Origin of the sequence: Aquimarina hainanensis (assembly GCF_042684685.1) — a bacterium.
In the GTDB taxonomy this organism is placed as follows: Bacteria; Bacteroidota; Bacteroidia; order Flavobacteriales; family Flavobacteriaceae; genus Aquimarina; species Aquimarina hainanensis.
In genome coordinates this window covers 208,078-225,922 of sequence record NZ_JBHULX010000001.1, presented here as the reverse complement: position 1 = coordinate 225,922, position 17,845 = coordinate 208,078, and the positions used below count along the sequence as shown (strand labels likewise).

The window sequence follows — 17,845 nt, the reverse complement described above, 5'->3', positions numbered from 1 at the left end:
ATTATGAGGGTTGCTACCTCTCTTCTGAAACTAAGAACGTTATTCTACCAATCACACATCCATCATTATGAAAAAGGTTTTAAAAACATTCTTGCTGATACATTTTTTTATCATCATACTTTCTTCTACTTTTTTATTTCTTAATTCATACCTCGAATTTCATCACAAAACCAAAATAGAAAACCCTGTTGTAAACGGGACATTAGATTATATACTAAACAATCCGATTATAAAAAATTACCGAATCCTAAGTGGTACAAATACCGGATACGGGTTTTATGGAATCAATGTGGCTACAGAAAAATTTTTTGTGGTAGAGGTATTGGATAAAGATTGTAACAAGATAAAAGAAGTAACCACCTTCGGGCTTCATAAAAAAAACAGTTTGTCTCGATTTCAGGTATTATCTTCCGGGATTTTTAATCTAATTTCTGAAAACAGACATCGAAAAAAAGAACTTAAAAAAAAGCCTTCCAAAGCCTTAGAAGCCCAAGCTAAATTCGATGATAAATATGTAGATAAAATTTTTAAATACGTAGGGCTTACCGCGGCGAAAAACACCAGAAATGCTGCCTATTACAATGTAAAGTTATTAGCTCTCCATCCAAAAGAAATATGGAAAGAAGAGCAGTATGATCAAAAAACGAGCGCATTCATATACAAGCAAATCGAATACGATCTGTCTCAATTAAAATAACCACCTATCACACACTCATAAAAACAAATGCTATGAAGCAAATTCTCACTTTCATAAAAAAAGGGATCTCCTCAGCTCGCTTACAATTAGATCGTTTTATTTTCTCTTCTAAAAACACAAAGGATTCTGCCTTATTTTTAGCATTTTTCAGATGTACTATCCCTGTGTTAGCTATTATAGACATTCTCTCAATCTCCTCCGACCTCTCTTTCTTCTTTTCTAAAGACAAAACACTTATTCCTCAAGAGCTCGGTTATCTTACTTCTGAATATTTTCCGCTACTTGACCAATTTTATGGTTTTTTAAGACACTACGCATTACTCGACTTTTTTTATGACAATGTTGTTCTTTTTTATATTGCAGCACTTATCTTACTAGCTGTTGGTCTGGGAACCCGTTTTACAGCAATTATAGCTTTATTACTTCAGTTAATTATTTTTAGATCCTTCCCTATATTTAATTATGGATACGATCACTTCATGACTATGTCTTTATTCTATTGCGTCGTTTTTCCTGTAGGTCGATTTTTTTCACTAGATTACTATCTCTTTAAACCTCAAAACTCCATGAATTCTTTACCCTATAAAAGAATTATACAAATCCACCTTACACTTGTATACTTTTTCTCTGGTATTGCTAAATGTGTTGATCCCAACTGGTGGGATGGAGATGCTATATGGAGAGCAACAGCCAGTTTTTTTAATAGTTCTTTTTATATCCCTCCTATTGTACTAGCCATATCAGGAATTGCTGTGGTATTACTAGAACTATTACACCCTTTTCTTATCTACTACAAAAAAACCAGGCAAATAACCCTTATTGCAGTTGTATTAATGCATGTATCCATAGGTGCGTTTATGCATCTGTATTCTTTTGCTGCCATTATGATTATTTGGAACATAACATCGTATTACAGTTTTAAACCTAGTGAAAAAAAATCTCTATATGAAGTTAAGGCTAGCGCTTAGTTACATAATATTCAGCTTCTTTTTATCTACTTATGCTCAGGAATACACCATTGAGGGAACTGTATCTGATCCGTCTGGAACAGCTTTATCCGGAGTAAATCTTATTGTCTATTCCGCAGATACTGAAAACGCTATTCTTTCCTATGGAATTAGTGACGATCAGGGAGTGTATACATTATCCGTAGAAAACAGAGCAATAGTCGCATTAGAAGTTTCATATCTGGGATATAAAACTGTCCGAAAAGAAATTAATTTTTCCGCTACATCTAAAAATGTAATGTCTCAAGATTTTGTTTTAGAAAAAGATTTAGTCAATCTTGAGACTGTCGCTATTGTTGTCAAAAAATACAAAGACACTGTTCGTATTAAAACGGACAGTCTTCGCTTATCTAAAAACGCCAGCCTACGTGATGTATTAAACAAATCTGATGGTTTTGACATTAATGACGATGGATATATTGCTTTTAATGGGGTTCCCATCACAAAAGTCCTGATCAATAAAAAAGAAGTTTTTGTCAACCAAAACAGTATTGCTCTGGATAATATAGATTACGGAATAATTGACAACCTGCAAGTGATTAACAACTACAAAGATCGCTTTGATGTTGATTTTTCTAATTTTACAGAACCTGTCATTAACATAGACACAAAAAAAGAGTTCAGAGGAGTATTAAAATTTACCGCAGAAGCAGGCTATGGTTATAAGAACAGTTTCTTGGCAAAAGGAAGAGCAATGTTTTTTTCTGACAACTTCAATGCTTTTTTAACCCAAAACACAAATAACATTTTTGAAAAAGATTTTAAATTCAAAAATATTTCTTCTTCTTTCAAAAAATACACTTCTCAGTTTTTTAGACAAAATGTATCCTCCTTCTTAAATAATCAGGAACGATTAAAAAAAGATATTACAAACAATACAAGTTTAACCATCAGAAAAGAGGCTACTCACTACAAGACTGGAGGGGTCATTTATTTTAATTATATCGATCAGCTAAAAAACGAATTGATAAACACTAAAGATATTAATAATACTATTCGAGAAGAAACCTTAGAAAATAGTGCTATTGGTAATCTTTCCTTTGCCAATTTTTATATCAATGCTAAATTACTTAAAAACACATCTATTCGTTATGAATTAAATGGGGGGAACACTAACAAAACAGATCGAAGAGGAATTACAACAACCGTTTATATTCCTAATCAGGATCTTATTGATGAGAGAAATAAAAAGGATGCCGATGCTTTTATAACAAGCAATGAGGTAAAAATACGAAGCCTATTTAATGATCGGTTTCTTCTTTATTCCAATTTTTCTTCTTTAAATGAGCTTTCTGAAAGTGATTATTCTATTATAAACTCCCAACAATCATCTAGTACTATCCGTCGACTATCGCAATATATCAAAGATGATAATCGATTTACAACCGCAGAAATTGGCTTGGATTATAAATATTCTAAGCTATTGACAGGAGGAGTGGGTTTTCTATATCTAAATACTTCTGAAAAAAACAACTCTTCTTTAAACACAAATCCTTTTTACACAGAAAGAAGAACCAATAACTACAGCATAACTTCTATCTTACGAGGGCAAGGAAAAAGATTAGAATATTCACTACAGGTTTCTCCTACCATAAAAAAAATAAAAAACACTGATATACAAAGAGAGTACGTACCTATAACCACTTCTCTTTTATATAAAATATCTCCGAACAAAAATATCAGCGCTTCCTATACAGATAATTCTTTTCTAAATGAGTTAAGCCTTTCTCTGGATACGATTGCTACCTCCTTCAATACAAGAGTAACTTCTGCTGAAAATTTCAACTTATTACTAAACAGAAATCGAGTTATGCAGCTACAGTATTCGTATAGTAATATTGCTAAGTCCAAATTTTTATCTTCTTCTGTATCTCACACCATAGACGATAATTTTATTCAACCAATTTTTGATCGTATAGACGAGAATACTATTATTTTTTATAACAATACATTACTAAAAAGAAGGAACCATACGAGTTTGTCTTTAGGTGCAGGTAAAGGTTTTTACTTCTCTGAAAACTATCATAAAATCAGCTTTGATCTTAGAACTAAGTACTCTTTTTCTGATGCCCCTACCATTATACAAGATACTAATGTTACATATAAAGATAATACTGCTATAATAAGTGCTAATATTAGCCTGGAACCGCAAAATTTTTTCCTAGATGATATTAGTATCACCTCATCCGCGTCTAAAAATTCATCTTTTTTTGATGATGAGCTTTCTTTTGAACAAAAAATAATAACAAATAACCTTCTTATTTCATCAGAAACCAAAAAACTAGAATATGAGTTAATTTTCTTTTGGGATTATTACGACACTTCTACTGATTCTTTTCACAGAACAGATATTGATTTTAATTCCAGATATAACCTTACCAAAAAAACCTCTCTTTTTATAAAATCAAAATCTATATTAAATTTATTGAAGATCACGCCAAACAACATTAATTCTATCCAAACCGAAACAAATGGAGCCCTTAGACAGGAGGTAATCAACACCAGCTTGTCTGGATACTTCTTATTTGGTATAACGCACAAATTTTAAAAAACACGAACAATGAAAACTGTACAATTATTTTTTCTTTTACTTTCCATTCAGTTGTTAGCTCAGAACAAAGAACCCCAAATGATGAAAGTTACTTATAAAAGTGTTCCTTTTAGCCAATATAGAGTGGATACTGATGACTCCAGACCTGAAGAGGAAAAGAACCTAGACAGGGCATTATCTTACGGATATAAGTACTACTACAATCTAACTTTAGACCTTAAAAGCAATAAGTCTATTTACACATTTGACACTCTTGTAGTAGACAAGCCTAAGGGAAGGGAAGAATACTGGTTAGACCCTGAGGACAAGCTACACTATACAGCACGAAAAAACCCTATGGAGTACATAAAAAAAGAAGAGATTTTCCAACGTGTATTTTATACCACCGGAAATATCGGAGATATAAAATGGAATATCACCAATGAGACAAAAAATATTATGGGGTTTGAGTGTATTAAAGCAACCTCTAAAAAAGAAGAATTTTTAATTACCGTATGGTTTACAAAAGAAATTCCGGTTATTAGTGGACCTTCCAACTATTTTGGATTACCTGGAATGGTTTTATGGGCCGAAGATTTCTTTAGAACAATTAGTGCAGAAAAAATAGAATATATTAAGGATCCGAATTTTGAAGATACTTATAAAAGTGTATTGGATAAATTCGAAAATGACAAAGGAGAAAATGAAACGAAAGAAATCATATTCTTAATCAAAAAAGCGCAGCTAGTAAAAAGCATGAGAAGCCATATCTAACCAAATAACACCAGGGATTACACCTCTTTTTTGGTACCACATCCCTGGTGCTTTTTATCTTTTGTTGCTTTTTATTCGTCTTAATCATTGTATCTTTACCCCCCAATGTATAAAAGACCTCAACAAGTAGTTACCGTTGCTGAAGCAATAAAAAAGTTAGAACATTATTGTGCATATCAGGAGCGTTGTCATCAGGAAGTGGAAAAAAAAATAGCTACTTACTCCCTTATTCCCGAGGCAAAAGAAAAAATAATTCTGCATTTGCTGGCGCATAATTATCTCAATGAAGAACGTTTTGCCAAAAGTTTTGCCCGCGGAAAATTTTCGATTAAAAAATGGGGGAAAAATCGCATCACTCAGGAATTAAAAATACGACATATTTCTACTCGCAATATCACTACAGCTTTATCTGATATTGAAAATTCAGAATACCTAAAAACTCTTAATGAATTAGCTATCAAAAAGCTAGATACCATAAAAGAAACAGATAAATTCAAAAAAAGGAAAAAACTGGCAGATTATTTACTGTACAGAGGATGGGAATCTCATTTAGTTTATGAAAAAACCACGACCCTTATCCCTTGATATTATTCACCTTATGTGTTTTAGTAATCGCTTTACTATTCTTATAATCAATCCATTTCTGACCTCTTAATCGGCGCATTAAATTATCAAAATGACGCATTAAAAAAACATTATAGGCTGCCTTAGTAAAATTAACAACTCCTCTGGGGGTCGCTCGAATACTCATAGAGAACCCAGGTGTTGTATAAGTCATTTGATGCCAATATCCCTCGGGCATATATAGGGTTTCTCCATGAGAAAGATTGGTAACACATCCTTTGGCTTTTTGTAATGCTGGCCATTTATCAAAATCTGGATTAAAAAAATCAATCTCCTGATGAGAGATAAGTGCATGAGGAATTTTATACAAATACTTGGTCTCCTCTGGAGGAAATAAGATACATTGTTTTTCACCATGAAAATGGAAATGCAGAATATTTGCATAATCAATATCATAATGCATAAAAACGGTAGATTGCTCTCCTCCAAAAAATAAAAATGGTAATTTTTTTAGCAATCGTAATCCTATATCCGGAAATGTAAAATCTTTTTGTAATGATGGCACTTCCTTAAGCAGATTATATAAGAAAATGCGATATCGAGTAGGTTGAGATTTTAATAATGAGATATAATCACTCATCTTCATACTCGCATGAGGCTCATTAAATTTAAACTCAGAATTAATAGGGCGATCATCAAATAAAGGCACCTCCTTATCTCCTGCAATTTCCTGCATATACTCCAGACTCCATTTTGTATAAGCAGGCCAATCCTCAGTTAGCCGTTCTATGACAACAGGCTTCTGAGGAATGACATATTCTTTTATAAATACTTCCTTAGAAATCGTTTTTACCCTTGGTATCTGTTTTAAATCTAAAACTCCCATATTCCCAATTACCGAATAAAACAGTGCAATAATTACACCAATCCAGATAAGAAACTTATATTTTCTGCTTTCTGGCTCTTTTTCTAGCCTCTTCGTTTCTTTCTATTTTATGCTTAGGTCTAGACCATTTTGGTTTTTCTGACAATGGTACATATTCTGAGTCCTCAGCTTCTACCGTTTTTGGTTGTGTAATTTTAAGGAATGGCTTCTGAGGGTTTAGTCCTAACAGTTTAAACATTTTCATGTCCTCATTTACATCTGGATTCGGAGTTGTCAATAATTTATCTCCTGCAAAAATTGAATTTGCTCCTGCGAAAAAGCACATCGCCTGTCCTTCTCTGCTCATTTCTGTTCTTCCTGCAGATAATCGCACTTGAGTCTCCGGCATTACGATTCTGGTTGTGGCAACCATTCTAATCATATCCCAAATCTCCACTGGTTTTTGTTCTTCCATTGGAGTTCCTTCTACAGCGACAAGAGAATTAATCGGTACTGACTCTGGCTGAGGGTTTAATCTACTCAATGCTACCAGCATTCCTGCGCGGTCTTCTGGTTTCTCTCCCATTCCGATAATCCCACCACTACAAACGGTAACATTTGTTTTTCTTACGTTGTCGATGGTTTTAAGACGATCTTCATACCCTCTGGTTGAGATCACTTCTTTATAATATTCTTCGGAAGTATCCAGATTATGGTTGTACGCATACAATCCTGCTTCTGCAAGACGTTGTGCCTGGTTCTCTGTCAACATTCCCAATGTACAACAAACTTCCATATCAAGTTTATTGATAGTCCGAACCATCTCTAAGACATTTTCGAACTCAGGACCGTCTTTTACATTACGCCATGCCGCTCCCATACAAACTCTGGAACTTCCGGATGATTTTGCTCTCAAAGCTTGTGCTTTTACCTGAGAAACACTCATTAAATCGTTCCCTTCTATATCCGTATGATATCGCGCTGCCTGCGGACAATATCCACAGTCTTCGGGGCATCCCCCCGTTTTTATCGACAATAATGTCGATACTTGTACAGTATTGGGATCGTGGTATTGACGATGAATTGTTGCTGCTTCAAACAGCAAATCCATTAATGGTTTATTATAGATATCCAGTATTTCCTGAGATGTCCAATCGTGTCTTATTTTACTCATAAATTAACAGTAATAATAGGTTCCAAAAGTAAGAAAATCAACTGCACTATCACAATAAATTCAAAAAAGAAGTCGATCTTACTCTCGAGTTATCTTTCTGCTTCCCTTCTACTATTAATTAATTCGGCAATTACAAATTAATGAAATGGATAACAATAGCCTGTTGTCTGTTGCTCTACTGAACACCCTTTTCTTTGCTAAATTATAAAGTTATAGAGTTGAAGTTCTTTACTGATACAAAGAAAATCCGAAAGACCAATCCCTTTATTTTTTGGCTAACCCAAGAAATGATTCTAACAAAGGGAAGAATTTTTCCGGTTCCTCTAAATATGGATTATGACCACTTTCTTCAAACATTTCGAACTGTGCTTGTGGCATAAAATGCTTATACTGTATAGCGTATTCTGGTGTAGAAACGCCATCATACCGTCCTGCAATTACTAAAGTCGGAGCTTTTACTGATTTTAATTTTTTCCTAAAATCAATTTCTCCCATACTCCCTGTTACATGAAAATCCGCGTCTCTTCCCACAATAGAGTAGTACACCTCTGAATTCCAAGATCTTTGAACCTTTTCAGGCATTGGTTGTTTTAATTTAGTATTGTGGTAATACACATATTTTACAGGAAAACTACCATATGCTTTAGAGAAAACGGGATCACTAGATACATACCCCAGACTTCTTAAAGAATCTACTTTCTTCCATTGCTCAGGGAAATGTGTTTTAGCATATTGGTTATAGCTATCACAATTCGCTTGCCACATTAATCCACTGTGAAATCCATTGATCAAAACAACCCTATTAATTGCTTCCGGATACTTCAATACATATGCTTGTGCGACTACAGTTCCATAAGAATGCCCTACCAAGGACCATGTTTTTAACTTCAGGGCTTTTCGAATTCCTTCCAGAATCTCTACATCCCCGTCAATACTATATTCTGATGTATTTTTTGCATTATCCGATAACCCCCTTCCCAAACCATCAAAAAAGACCATTTGCGCATCTTTGTAGTATTTCCCAAAATTTCCTTGTAAGTAATCATGAGAATCTCCGGGACCTCCGGCGATAAAAACAACGGGGTTTCCTTTCCCTTTAGTTTCTACATTTATTTTATATCCATTAATCTCAATAAATTGGGAAGTGTATTCATCGTGAATTGTTTCTTGAGCATATCCTAAAAACATAAAGAAAAACACACTACCTATCAGAAGAAAGTTTCGTCTCATCATCATACTATCGTATATTAAATTTTTACTTGTAATATATGTTTCTTACAGTAACATATAAAATACAATTGTACCATCTACCATATTAAGTACACTATCTAACCGTTTGGCTGTTCTAAGAGAATAGAAACTGCATTTCCTCCAAATCCAACAGCATTGACAATAATTCTTCGTAATTGCTTTGGCTTACCTGTGTTTTTTACAAATGGAACCGGAATAAATGTCTGATGTTGTTGCATCAGAATTGCAAACTCAAGACTTAGCAAACCACTTGCTCCAAAGGTATGTCCTATTTTCCACTTGTTAGTTGTAAGTGCTGGCATCTGATCCCCAAAAAGTATCTTTATCGCATTATACTCTGCTATATCACCCTTTACCGTTCCAGGTGCATGCATTACAATGGCATCAATAGTATCATATGGGATTGTTCCAATTGCCATTTTCATCGATTTCTGAAAACAATCTGCTTCTGCTGAGATAGAGATATTATGTTTTAAAACCTCTGTAGCATATCCTATCCCTTTTATTAGCGCCTTTGCATTCGGATGTATTCCTTTCTCTAAGCATACCACTCCTGCTCCTTCTCCCAAAAACATAGAATTTCTTTGTTTTTCCAAATTTAATGCTTGACAAGGATATGACGCTCCTACATCAGACGCATAAATCTTTAAAGCTTTCATCTGCGCAATAGTAAATGGAGTCAAAGGTGCTTCACTACCTCCTACCAAAAAACGATTTGCCATCCCCGATTGCAACCAGGCCACTCCATTTAGAACCGCATGTAATGCTGTAGAACACGTTATAGAATGACTAATCTCCGGTCCTGTGCTTTGTAGATCATGTGCCACCCACGAAGATATATTTCCTAGGGTAGTTGTTGGCGAGCTAAGTGTTGAAGACTGTCCTGTAGATAGAAACTCCTGATAGTACTTTTCGAAAAGTTGTGTTGCTCCTCGCGAAGATCCTATATTTATCCCAAAATCGTAATCCCCTTCCCATCCTGCATCTCTAATCGCTTGCCTTGCGGCATATATACCAAACAAAACAGAGTCATCAAGCTCCTTATAATGGTGACTACTATTCCGTAATTGTTTAATTACATCTTTTGTATTTTTATCCAGACGGGAAACCAAACTTAGTTGTTCACCAAGCTTTTCCTCTGTGATCTGATGAGAATCCTCGTTATAGTGATTCCATATATCTTCAGACGATACTCCTAATGGGGAAACGGATGAGATACCTGTTATAGAAATAGGCTGTAACAATACTTAATTTTTGAGCAAATGTACTGGATTGTTTATTCTTCTTCAATACTGAAGTAATAATTTTATAAATAGACTCTTTATCTAAAGGCAGTCTGTAACGTAATTTTTATTTTTACTACTTATCTGATAGCAAAACGGTCTTGAAATACACCTTGGGGCATCAGTATATCACTTAGTGAATTAAACGAAAATATATGGAATATCAGGAAGAGAAAAAAAGTTGGTTTAGTCGAAACTGGGGGTGGGCAGTTCCTCTTGGAGGATGTCTTACAATCGTTGTCTTATTTTTTGTCTTTCTGGGATCTCTCTTCTTCGGGGTTAGCTCTCTAATGACCGGCTCAGATCCATATAAGGAAGGGATCGCTAAAGCAAAACAAGACACTTATCTGATTGATTTATTGGGGGAACCTATCGAAACCAATGGAATTATGCAGGGAAGTATTTCTATTGAAAATAATACGGGAAAAGCTGATATATCTGTTCCTATAAAAGGTCCTAAGGGAACTGCTACCTTATACGTAGAAGGAACCAAAACTGATGGAGAATGGTCTTATGAAGAAATTTACGTCATTATCCAAGAAACAGACGAGCAAATCGATTTATTGGGATATGAGCGACCCGATTCTTTGCAGCAATAACAAAAGCGACAAATAATTATTTATCGCTTTTGTATTATTAAAAAAAAGTATCAAAGTATCTTCTCTAATAACTGATAGATTGTATCATAAACTATCTCTAATTCTTCTTCTGTAATAACAAATGGAGGAAGAATATAAACGGTATTTCCCAGAGGTCTTAATACAACTCCGTTTTGCATAAAGTGGTCAAAAATCTGATATCGTTTTTCTCCATACCGATCCATTTCTATATTCAGATCCAATGCATAAATAACTCCTAATTGTCGTGTTGATTTTACCTTTGAATGGTTTCTTATTTTGGTATCAAAGTCTTGATGAGACTGAATGATCTTTTGTATATTTTCTTGTATCTCTACTGATGCTAAAAGCTCAATTCCTGCCACTGCGACAGAACAGGCAATTGGATTTGCAGAATATGTATGGGCATGAAAAAACGCTTTCCCGACAGAGTCATCCAAAAAAGCATCATATACCTCTTGTGTACAACTAGTCACTGCCATTGGAACAAACCCTGCTGTCAAAGATTTGGATAATGAAATAATATCAGGTTTACAATCCATCTGATCAGAAGCAAAATTAGTTCCTGTTTTTCCAAAACCGGTCATTACTTCATCTGCTAATAACAATACATCATTTTCTTTACAAATCTGAAGCACTGATTCCAGATACTTTGCCTCAAACATATGCATGGCATTTGCTCCTTGTACCAGAGGTTCATATATAAATACTGCGACCTCATGTTCTGACAAAATATTTGTTAACTGTTTCTTTACTTCTTCTATATTGGATGCATTAGGAGTAGGAATCCGAACTACTTTTATAAAAAAATCTTCAAACGGTCCATTATATACGGATAAACCTGAAGCAGACATAGCTCCAAAAGTATCTCCATGAAAGCCGTCTTCAAAAGCAATAATCGTATTTTTTTTCTTTCCCTGATTAAAAAAATATTGCAATGCCATCTTAATTCCTACCTCATTCGCTGTAGATCCATTATCAGAGAAAAAAATCTTTTCTTGATTTACAGGTAATATCTCCATCAATTTTTCAGAAAGTTCCACTGCGGGTTTGTGCGTAAATCCAGCAAACACAATCTGATCCAATTGCTGCATTTGTCCCTGTACTTTCTCTAATATATATGGGTGACAATGTCCATACATTGCCGTATACCACGAGGCTATTCCATCAATATATTTTTTATCCTGATCATCATATAACCAGACCCCTTCTGCTTTTTGAATTGGCAACGCATCTGGATGAATTTTATGCTGGGTTAAAGGATGCCATAGGTGCTTTTTATCTCTATCTCTCAGGCTCATAAAATCAATTATAATTTTTCTAAATTCTCTCGGAACTGATCTGCATATTTCTTAATTACTTCCGGGGTGAAGGAGGTTTCCTCATCTATCCTTCCAATTATAGGGGTTTCTGTCATTTTCTGAATAATTCCTTCTGTAGTTTTGTGTTCTTTCCCACTATAAATCAACGCTACATTAAATCCTTGTTCTTTTAGCATCCAAAGTGTCATCAATGTATGATTGATACTACCCAAATAATGCCTGGAAACCACAATGACTCTTGCTCCTAGTGGAATAATATCCAGTATAGTATCCTCATCATTTAAGGGAACCAAGATCCCTCCTGCTCCTTCTATTACCACTGCCCGCTCATCATGCTCAGGAATTTTAATATTCTCTATATCAATCTTTACTCCATCTATTTCTGCTGCTGCATGAGGACTCATCGGAGTTTCTAGTGCATATGCATTTTCATAGAAATTTGATGTTGTGTTCGATATTAGCTCTTTAACCTTATCCGTGTCTGAATAATGAAGATCTCCTGCTTGAACCGGTTTAAAATAATCCGCTTTTAATGCTTCAACTACAATGGCTGAAGCAATTGTTTTTCCGACATCAGTTCCTATTCCTGTTATAAATATATTTTGACTCATTTGTGTGTATCTTCTTTGTAATCTTCTTCTATGAACTGTATTTTTATTGGTTTATTAATAATCTAAATTTCTTCTAAACACTCCTTCTCAGCAATATAAACTGCCTATGATCAGTCAATGTTACAGAATAAGGCTACAAAAGTAGGAAGTAGTTTATTATTTGGAGTACGCTTTTAGAAGGAATTGCAGTCTTTTCTATAAATAATTCTATTTACGAACTGTAAACATACTGTTTTTTAACAATATCCAATATTTTTTTTATGTCGTTTTGAGTATTATATGCATGTAAGCATATGCGCAATCTTTCTGCCCCGGATTTTACGGTAGGAGACAATATCGCCCGAACATCAAAGCCTTCATCCCGGATACTCTTCGCTATATTTTTTACCCTCGTATTCCCAGGAATTACACAACAATGAATCGCTGAATTACTTTTGATAAATATATTCTTTAATCCCAACTCTTCAATTGTCTGATTAAAAAAAGTGATATTTGATTGTAGGTGATTTATTTGTTTTGTTTTCTCTAATTGATGGTATGTTTCATGAATGGTTACTACCGCATGAGGAGAAAGCCCTGTGGTATAAATAAAACTCCGGGCAAAATTAACCAAATACTTTTTCAGGGCTCCGGTTCCTAAAACAACAGCTCCGTGGCACCCTAACCCTTTCCCAAAGGTAACAATTCTAGCAAACACCTGGTTCTCCAACCCCAATTCCTGTATAAGCCCTGCTCCATTAACTCCAAACACCCCTAATGCATGGGCTTCATCTACAATCAAATGACATTTATACAATTGTGATAATTGTACCAATCTTTCCAGATCCGGACTATCTCCATCCATAGAAAAAACAGACTCTGTCACTATATACACATCGGTGTTTTCTGTATTTACCTCTGCTATTTTTCGTTTTATTCTTCGTTCCAGATCTTCCAGATCATTATGCACGTATTTATACGAAGAAGCTTTACTCATTTGTATTCCGTCTCTAATGGAAGCATGAATGAATTCATCAAAAAAAACAATATCTCCTCGCTGAGGAATTGATGAAAAGACTCCCACGTTTGCATCATAACCAGAATTAAATAATAAAGCAGCGTCTGCCTTATGAAAAGAAGCTATATAAGATTCTGTCTTTTTATAATACATATGATTCCCGGTCAAAAGTCGAGATCCGGTAGCTCCATTTACTGGTTGGTCCAATGCTGACTTTAGGCGATTATGTACTGCCTCAAAAATCGTCTGGGAAGTTGAAAAACCTAAATAATCATTGGAAGCAAAATCTATAGCTACAGAAACTTCTGGCAAGGTTCTAAGTGCATTATTCACTTCCCTGCTCTGTAATTTCTTAAACAACTTTTTTGGCAATACGCTCATAGCTATGTGATATTATGATGTAAGTATACAGATGCTTCTTTATTTATCCAAATATTAATATGAAGCTTTTATAAATCAAGCAATTAAACTTATAACTTATCTTTTTTTTGTATCTTTTTAACTGATTCTCAAAAAAGTAAGAACCTCACTTATTGCTATTATGATAACAAAAAGCATCTTTAAAATCATATGGTTTGCTTTTATTTATATTGGAACTACATCTGTAAAAGCACAACATTATTTTAACGCTACCAATTATAACAACAATATTCAAGTACTTTCTGATACTTTTGATCTAGATATTGTTACTCGCTTTATTTCTGATGTTATTTTTGGGGATATAATTCAGGAAAATGCAAATCTCGCTTTTGCTAATGCCGTAACCACCACTACAACCTTTAATACTTCATTAACCGTTCAGGATATTTCTATTGATGAATATCACAACACGGTAACACTGACAGTCACACATACAGGATTAGATACTTCCGGTAGTTTTTCCGTAGATTATACCACTGCTGATAATTCTGCAATTGCCGGAGCAGACTATACCACAACTTCAGGAACTTTGAATTTTTCCGGGATATCCGGAGATACCGATACTATAACAATCGCATTACTGGATGATATTATTGTAGAAGGCAATGAATCCTTTTTTATAAATCTGTTAAATGTAAGTGACCCTGCTGTTACTATTACTGATCAGGGAGTTATTACAATTGTCGATGTAGAAATAGGGCCTTCCAGACCCTATGAAGAACGTTTTTCTCTAAATGTAAGGGGGAATTTTGATATGATTGGAAATACAAATCTAGTATGTGTTGCCAATTGTCCTGCAACCCCTCAAACCAATAATCCAGCTGTTCAAATGGGGTATGCAAATATAGATGCAACACGAACAAACTCCAGTAGTGCAGACCTTGCTTTACCTGCAGGTTCTACAGTATCATGGGCAGGACTATATTGGGGGGGATCTCATAATTCTACATTTGGAGGAATTACCAACCCAGATCCTTCCCTTAACATACAACAAGTACAAATACAAGAGCCTGGAGCGGCAACTTATACAACAATTAATGCTGGGATCACCAGTATAAATTCATCATTCAATGGATGGAATGTTTTTATGTCTGTCGCCGATATCACCCCTATTGTTCAAAATGCCGGTTCAGGAACATATACAGTTGCTGATATTGCTTTGATAACAGGAAGTGCTTTTACAGGTCCTTTTGGAGGATGGACGATGGTTATCATTTATGAAGATCCCGCAGATATTACCCGTAGTGTAAGTGTTTGGGATGGTTTTGATTTTTTTGGATTTGGGGCTAATGATATGTTTACGGTTACCGGATTATTAACCCCATCAACAGGGACCTTTGATACCGATGCTGGTTATTTTGGGATGGATGGAGAAGCGAATCAAACAGGAGACTTTATTGGAATCAATGGAACTCCATTATCTAATGGTCTAAATCCCACCAATAACACATTAAATAGCACCATTTCTAAATTTGGAGTCAATGTAACCACTAAAAACCCAAACCAGGCTTTCAACTGGGGAATTGATATCGATATGTTTGATGCTACCGGGTTCGTTCCTAATAATGCTACAACATTAAACGTGGACTTAGGAAGTGCCAGCGAAGGAATCTGGGGTGGAGTTTTTGCCGTATCTACTGAAGTTGCATTTCCTACTGTAGCCAGTAAAACATTTTCTCCTGTTACTGTAGGATACAATGAAACCTCTACCGTAACGATCATCCTTGAAAACCCAGCTACAGGAGTAGACCTTACAAATTTATCTTTAGAAGACAACCTTCCTACAGGAATGGTAATAGCAGCAACTCCAAACGGAACCTCTTCCTGTACAGGAACAATTACAGCTATTCCTGGTTCTGATAGTTTTTCTATTAGCGGAATGAATTTAGCCGCTGGAAACACCTGTACTTTCTCTTTTGATGTGAGAGGTACCGAACTCGGCACTCATGACAATACCTTGTCAGCAGCAGATATAAACAACGACCAGAACATTCCTCTTGCAGGAGATACTACCGGGTCACTAAATGTCATCGTAAAAACTATCATCACTAACCGAAGAATTACACATAGAATCAAACCAGACTAAAAGTGTTTTTCCCTCTAAAAATCTTAATCTTAGACTTTCATTTTTGCTCATTTTTAAGTTCCTCCCAAAAATTATGCTATAAAATTTGTAAATTGAAAGAGTAGACATCCTCTACAGGAATTATTAGATCCCCTCTCTAAACTAAAACACGTATACTTCATATATCATGAGGTTATACTTAATCTTAAAATCTCATATCTATGAAATCATACGACCTAATTGTTATCGGATCTGGTCCGGCAGGAGAGAAAGCTGCAGTAAAAGCAGCCTATTTTGGAAATACTGTAGCGCTAATAGAAAAAGAACAAGCGTTTGGTGGTGCAGGAGTACAAACGGGAACTCTTCCTTCCAAAACTCTTAAGGAAACGGCGTTATACTTATCTGGTATCTATCAAAAAGGCGTATTTGGAATTGATAAAGATCTGGGAAGGGAAACCGGGATTCAGGATTTTATGTACAGGAAGAACATTGTCGTAAACACAATGGATAAAATTATCAAGTATAATCTAGAAAAACACGGTGTTACAGTGTTTCAGGGAACTGCTAGTTTTATCGATAAAAATCATGTCAAAATCAGTGGTGAAACATCGGAAACCATTTATGGAAAATACATCCTGATCGCTACAGGATCTTACCCTTATCATCCAAAAAATATTCCTTTCGACAATGAACGTATTCATGACTCAGATTCGATTCTAAACATAAAAAAGTTTCCTAAATCAATTTGCGTGTTAGGTGCAGGAGTTATCGGCTGTGAATATGCTACTATTTTTGCCGCCATGGGGATTAAAACATACATCGTAAATAATAAAGATGAAATATTAACTTTTTTAGACAAAGAAATATCCAAAGCACTGGTTACTCAAATGAAAAAAAGAAATATTTCCATCTTGTTTAATAATTCTATTGTCGATTATCATATTCCTGATGATCCTGATCAAAACCTAAACCTGACGTTAGAATCTGGGGAAATCCTTCAGGTAGACTCTTTTCTTTTTGCCGCAGGAAGAAGTGGAAATATCAAATTACTCCAGTGCGAAAATGCTGGTATTAAAACAGGAGACAGAGAAACAATCATTGTCAATGAGATGTTCCAATCTAATATCCCCAATATATATGCTGTGGGAGATACTATTGGATTCCCAGCCCTAGCTAGTACTAGTATGGAACAAGGTCGAATTGCAGTAACTCATATGTTTAAAACTGCTGACCTGGAATCTCTAGCTGATATATTTCCATACGGTATTTACACCATTCCAGAGGTCTCTTTAATTGGATTAACAGAAGAGAAAGCAAAAGAAAATGGTATTGATTACAATGTAGGATATAGCTATTATAGAGATATCTCCAGAGGAATGATCATGGGATATCCAGATAATGGTTTTTTAAAACTTATTTTCGAATCAAAAACCAAAATTGTTATTGGTGTCCACATCATTGGGCATCATGCTACCGAATTAATTCATTATGGCATGGCAATTATCAGAGAAAAACACACATTATCTCATATCATAGGTACTGTTTTTAATTATCCTACTTTACACAATTTATATAAGTATGCCAGCTATGATGGTCTAGGAAATCTGGCTGGAAAAAAGATTAAAAAAGCAGGAGAGCAATTTATCCCGTGAGTTTTTCTCTTTGTAA

15 protein-coding genes are annotated in these 17,845 nt (G+C 34.9%); 8 read left to right on the top strand and 7 right to left on the bottom strand.

Annotation, left to right across the window (positions count from 1 at the left end):
- Positions 1 to 67: 67 nt before the first annotated feature.
- The 5 genes from ACFSTE_RS01015 (at position 68) to ACFSTE_RS00995 (ending at position 5,593) form a co-directional block, all read left to right on the top strand.
- Positions 68 to 697, top strand: a complete 630-nt coding sequence (locus tag ACFSTE_RS01015; RefSeq protein ID WP_176027995.1) for a hypothetical protein — start codon at positions 68 to 70, stop codon at positions 695 to 697.
- Between the two features lie 32 nt (positions 698 to 729).
- On the top strand, positions 730 to 1,665 hold the full coding sequence (locus ACFSTE_RS01010) for an HTTM domain-containing protein (RefSeq protein WP_176027996.1): 936 nt from the start codon (positions 730 to 732) through the stop codon (positions 1,663 to 1,665).
- Positions 1,643 to 4,252, top strand: coding sequence for a carboxypeptidase-like regulatory domain-containing protein (locus ACFSTE_RS01005; protein WP_378258001.1), 2,610 nt, complete (start codon positions 1,643 to 1,645; stop codon positions 4,250 to 4,252). Before ACFSTE_RS01010 ends, ACFSTE_RS01005 begins: the two co-directional genes overlap by 23 nt.
- A 12-nt stretch (positions 4,253 to 4,264) precedes the next feature.
- Positions 4,265 to 5,008 (top strand): GLPGLI family protein, encoded by a 744-nt coding sequence (locus ACFSTE_RS01000; RefSeq protein ID WP_176027998.1) that lies wholly within the window; start codon positions 4,265 to 4,267, stop codon positions 5,006 to 5,008.
- Between the two features lie 105 nt (positions 5,009 to 5,113).
- Positions 5,114 to 5,593 carry a regulatory protein RecX gene (locus tag ACFSTE_RS00995; RefSeq protein ID WP_176027999.1) on the top strand — a complete coding sequence of 160 codons (480 nt, stop codon included), beginning with the start codon at positions 5,114 to 5,116 and terminating at the stop codon, positions 5,591 to 5,593.
- Here ACFSTE_RS00995 and ACFSTE_RS00990 read toward each other — a convergent pair.
- The 4 genes from ACFSTE_RS00990 to ACFSTE_RS00975 form a co-directional block, all read right to left on the bottom strand.
- Positions 5,583 to 6,458 carry a cupin-like domain-containing protein gene (locus ACFSTE_RS00990; RefSeq protein ID WP_176028000.1) on the bottom strand — a complete coding sequence of 292 codons (876 nt, stop codon included), beginning with the start codon at positions 6,456 to 6,458 and terminating at the stop codon, positions 5,583 to 5,585. The genes ACFSTE_RS00995 and ACFSTE_RS00990 overlap by 11 nt on opposite strands.
- A gap of 55 nt (positions 6,459 to 6,513) precedes the next feature.
- A complete protein-coding gene (gene bioB / locus ACFSTE_RS00985) occupies positions 6,514 to 7,611 on the bottom strand; it encodes a biotin synthase BioB (RefSeq protein ID WP_176028001.1) in 1,098 nt (365 codons plus the stop codon).
- Between the two features lie 264 nt (positions 7,612 to 7,875).
- On the bottom strand, positions 7,876 to 8,847 hold the full coding sequence (locus ACFSTE_RS00980) for an alpha/beta fold hydrolase (RefSeq protein WP_378257998.1): 972 nt from the start codon (positions 8,845 to 8,847) through the stop codon (positions 7,876 to 7,878).
- Positions 8,848 to 8,939: 92 nt separating this feature from the next.
- Complete coding sequence (locus tag ACFSTE_RS00975; RefSeq protein ID WP_378257996.1) at positions 8,940 to 10,106, bottom strand: beta-ketoacyl synthase N-terminal-like domain-containing protein; 1,167 nt, start codon at positions 10,104 to 10,106, stop codon at positions 8,940 to 8,942.
- Between the two features lie 194 nt (positions 10,107 to 10,300).
- On the opposite strand from ACFSTE_RS00975, the gene ACFSTE_RS00970 reads away from it, so the two are divergent.
- The gene (locus ACFSTE_RS00970) at positions 10,301 to 10,744 is read left to right on the top strand and encodes a cytochrome c oxidase assembly factor Coa1 family protein (protein WP_378257994.1); all 444 of its coding nucleotides are present in this window, start codon (positions 10,301 to 10,303) and stop codon (positions 10,742 to 10,744) included.
- Between the two features lie 50 nt (positions 10,745 to 10,794).
- On the opposite strand, the gene bioA is transcribed toward ACFSTE_RS00970, so the two are convergent.
- The 3 genes from bioA to ACFSTE_RS00955 form a co-directional block, all read right to left on the bottom strand.
- On the bottom strand, positions 10,795 to 12,063 hold the full coding sequence (gene bioA, locus ACFSTE_RS00965; RefSeq protein WP_378257992.1) for an adenosylmethionine--8-amino-7-oxononanoate transaminase: 1,269 nt from the start codon (positions 12,061 to 12,063) through the stop codon (positions 10,795 to 10,797).
- An 8-nt stretch (positions 12,064 to 12,071) separates the two neighbouring features.
- A complete protein-coding gene (gene bioD / locus ACFSTE_RS00960) occupies positions 12,072 to 12,695 on the bottom strand; it encodes a dethiobiotin synthase (RefSeq protein ID WP_378257990.1) in 624 nt (207 codons plus the stop codon).
- Positions 12,696 to 12,906: 211 nt separating this feature from the next.
- A complete protein-coding gene (locus tag ACFSTE_RS00955; protein ID WP_378257989.1) occupies positions 12,907 to 14,073 on the bottom strand; it encodes an aminotransferase class I/II-fold pyridoxal phosphate-dependent enzyme in 1,167 nt (388 codons plus the stop codon).
- Between the two features lie 160 nt (positions 14,074 to 14,233).
- Here ACFSTE_RS00955 and ACFSTE_RS00950 point away from each other — a divergent pair, with 160 nt between their 5' ends.
- Both ACFSTE_RS00950 and sthA read left to right on the top strand, forming a co-directional pair.
- Positions 14,234 to 16,198, top strand: a complete 1,965-nt coding sequence (locus tag ACFSTE_RS00950; RefSeq protein WP_378257987.1) for a DUF7933 domain-containing protein — start codon at positions 14,234 to 14,236, stop codon at positions 16,196 to 16,198.
- 200 nt (positions 16,199 to 16,398) lie between these two features.
- Positions 16,399 to 17,829 carry a Si-specific NAD(P)(+) transhydrogenase gene (gene sthA / locus ACFSTE_RS00945; protein ID WP_378257985.1) on the top strand — a complete coding sequence of 477 codons (1,431 nt, stop codon included), beginning with the start codon at positions 16,399 to 16,401 and terminating at the stop codon, positions 17,827 to 17,829.
- Positions 17,830 to 17,845 lie beyond the last annotated feature (16 nt).

Coding starts and splice junctions, on each gene's coding strand:
- ACFSTE_RS01015 (WP_176027995.1), top strand. CDS start 68: ATGAAAAAGGTTTTAAAAACATTCTTGCTGATACATTTTTTTATCATC.
- ACFSTE_RS01010 (WP_176027996.1), top strand. CDS start 730: ATGAAGCAAATTCTCACTTTCATAAAAAAAGGGATCTCCTCAGCTCGC.
- ACFSTE_RS01005 (WP_378258001.1), top strand. CDS start 1,643: ATGAAGTTAAGGCTAGCGCTTAGTTACATAATATTCAGCTTCTTTTTA.
- ACFSTE_RS01000 (WP_176027998.1), top strand. CDS start 4,265: ATGAAAACTGTACAATTATTTTTTCTTTTACTTTCCATTCAGTTGTTA.
- ACFSTE_RS00995 (WP_176027999.1), top strand. CDS start 5,114: ATGTATAAAAGACCTCAACAAGTAGTTACCGTTGCTGAAGCAATAAAA.
- ACFSTE_RS00990 (WP_176028000.1), bottom strand. CDS start 6,458: ATGGGAGTTTTAGATTTAAAACAGATACCAAGGGTAAAAACGATTTCT.
- bioB (WP_176028001.1), bottom strand. CDS start 7,611: ATGAGTAAAATAAGACACGATTGGACATCTCAGGAAATACTGGATATC.
- ACFSTE_RS00980 (WP_378257998.1), bottom strand. CDS start 8,847: ATGATGATGAGACGAAACTTTCTTCTGATAGGTAGTGTGTTTTTCTTT.
- ACFSTE_RS00970 (WP_378257994.1), top strand. CDS start 10,301: ATGGAATATCAGGAAGAGAAAAAAAGTTGGTTTAGTCGAAACTGGGGG.
- bioA (WP_378257992.1), bottom strand. CDS start 12,063: ATGAGCCTGAGAGATAGAGATAAAAAGCACCTATGGCATCCTTTAACC.
- bioD (WP_378257990.1), bottom strand. CDS start 12,695: ATGAGTCAAAATATATTTATAACAGGAATAGGAACTGATGTCGGAAAA.
- ACFSTE_RS00955 (WP_378257989.1), bottom strand. CDS start 14,073: ATGAGCGTATTGCCAAAAAAGTTGTTTAAGAAATTACAGAGCAGGGAA.
- ACFSTE_RS00950 (WP_378257987.1), top strand. CDS start 14,234: ATGATAACAAAAAGCATCTTTAAAATCATATGGTTTGCTTTTATTTAT.
- sthA (WP_378257985.1), top strand. CDS start 16,399: ATGAAATCATACGACCTAATTGTTATCGGATCTGGTCCGGCAGGAGAG.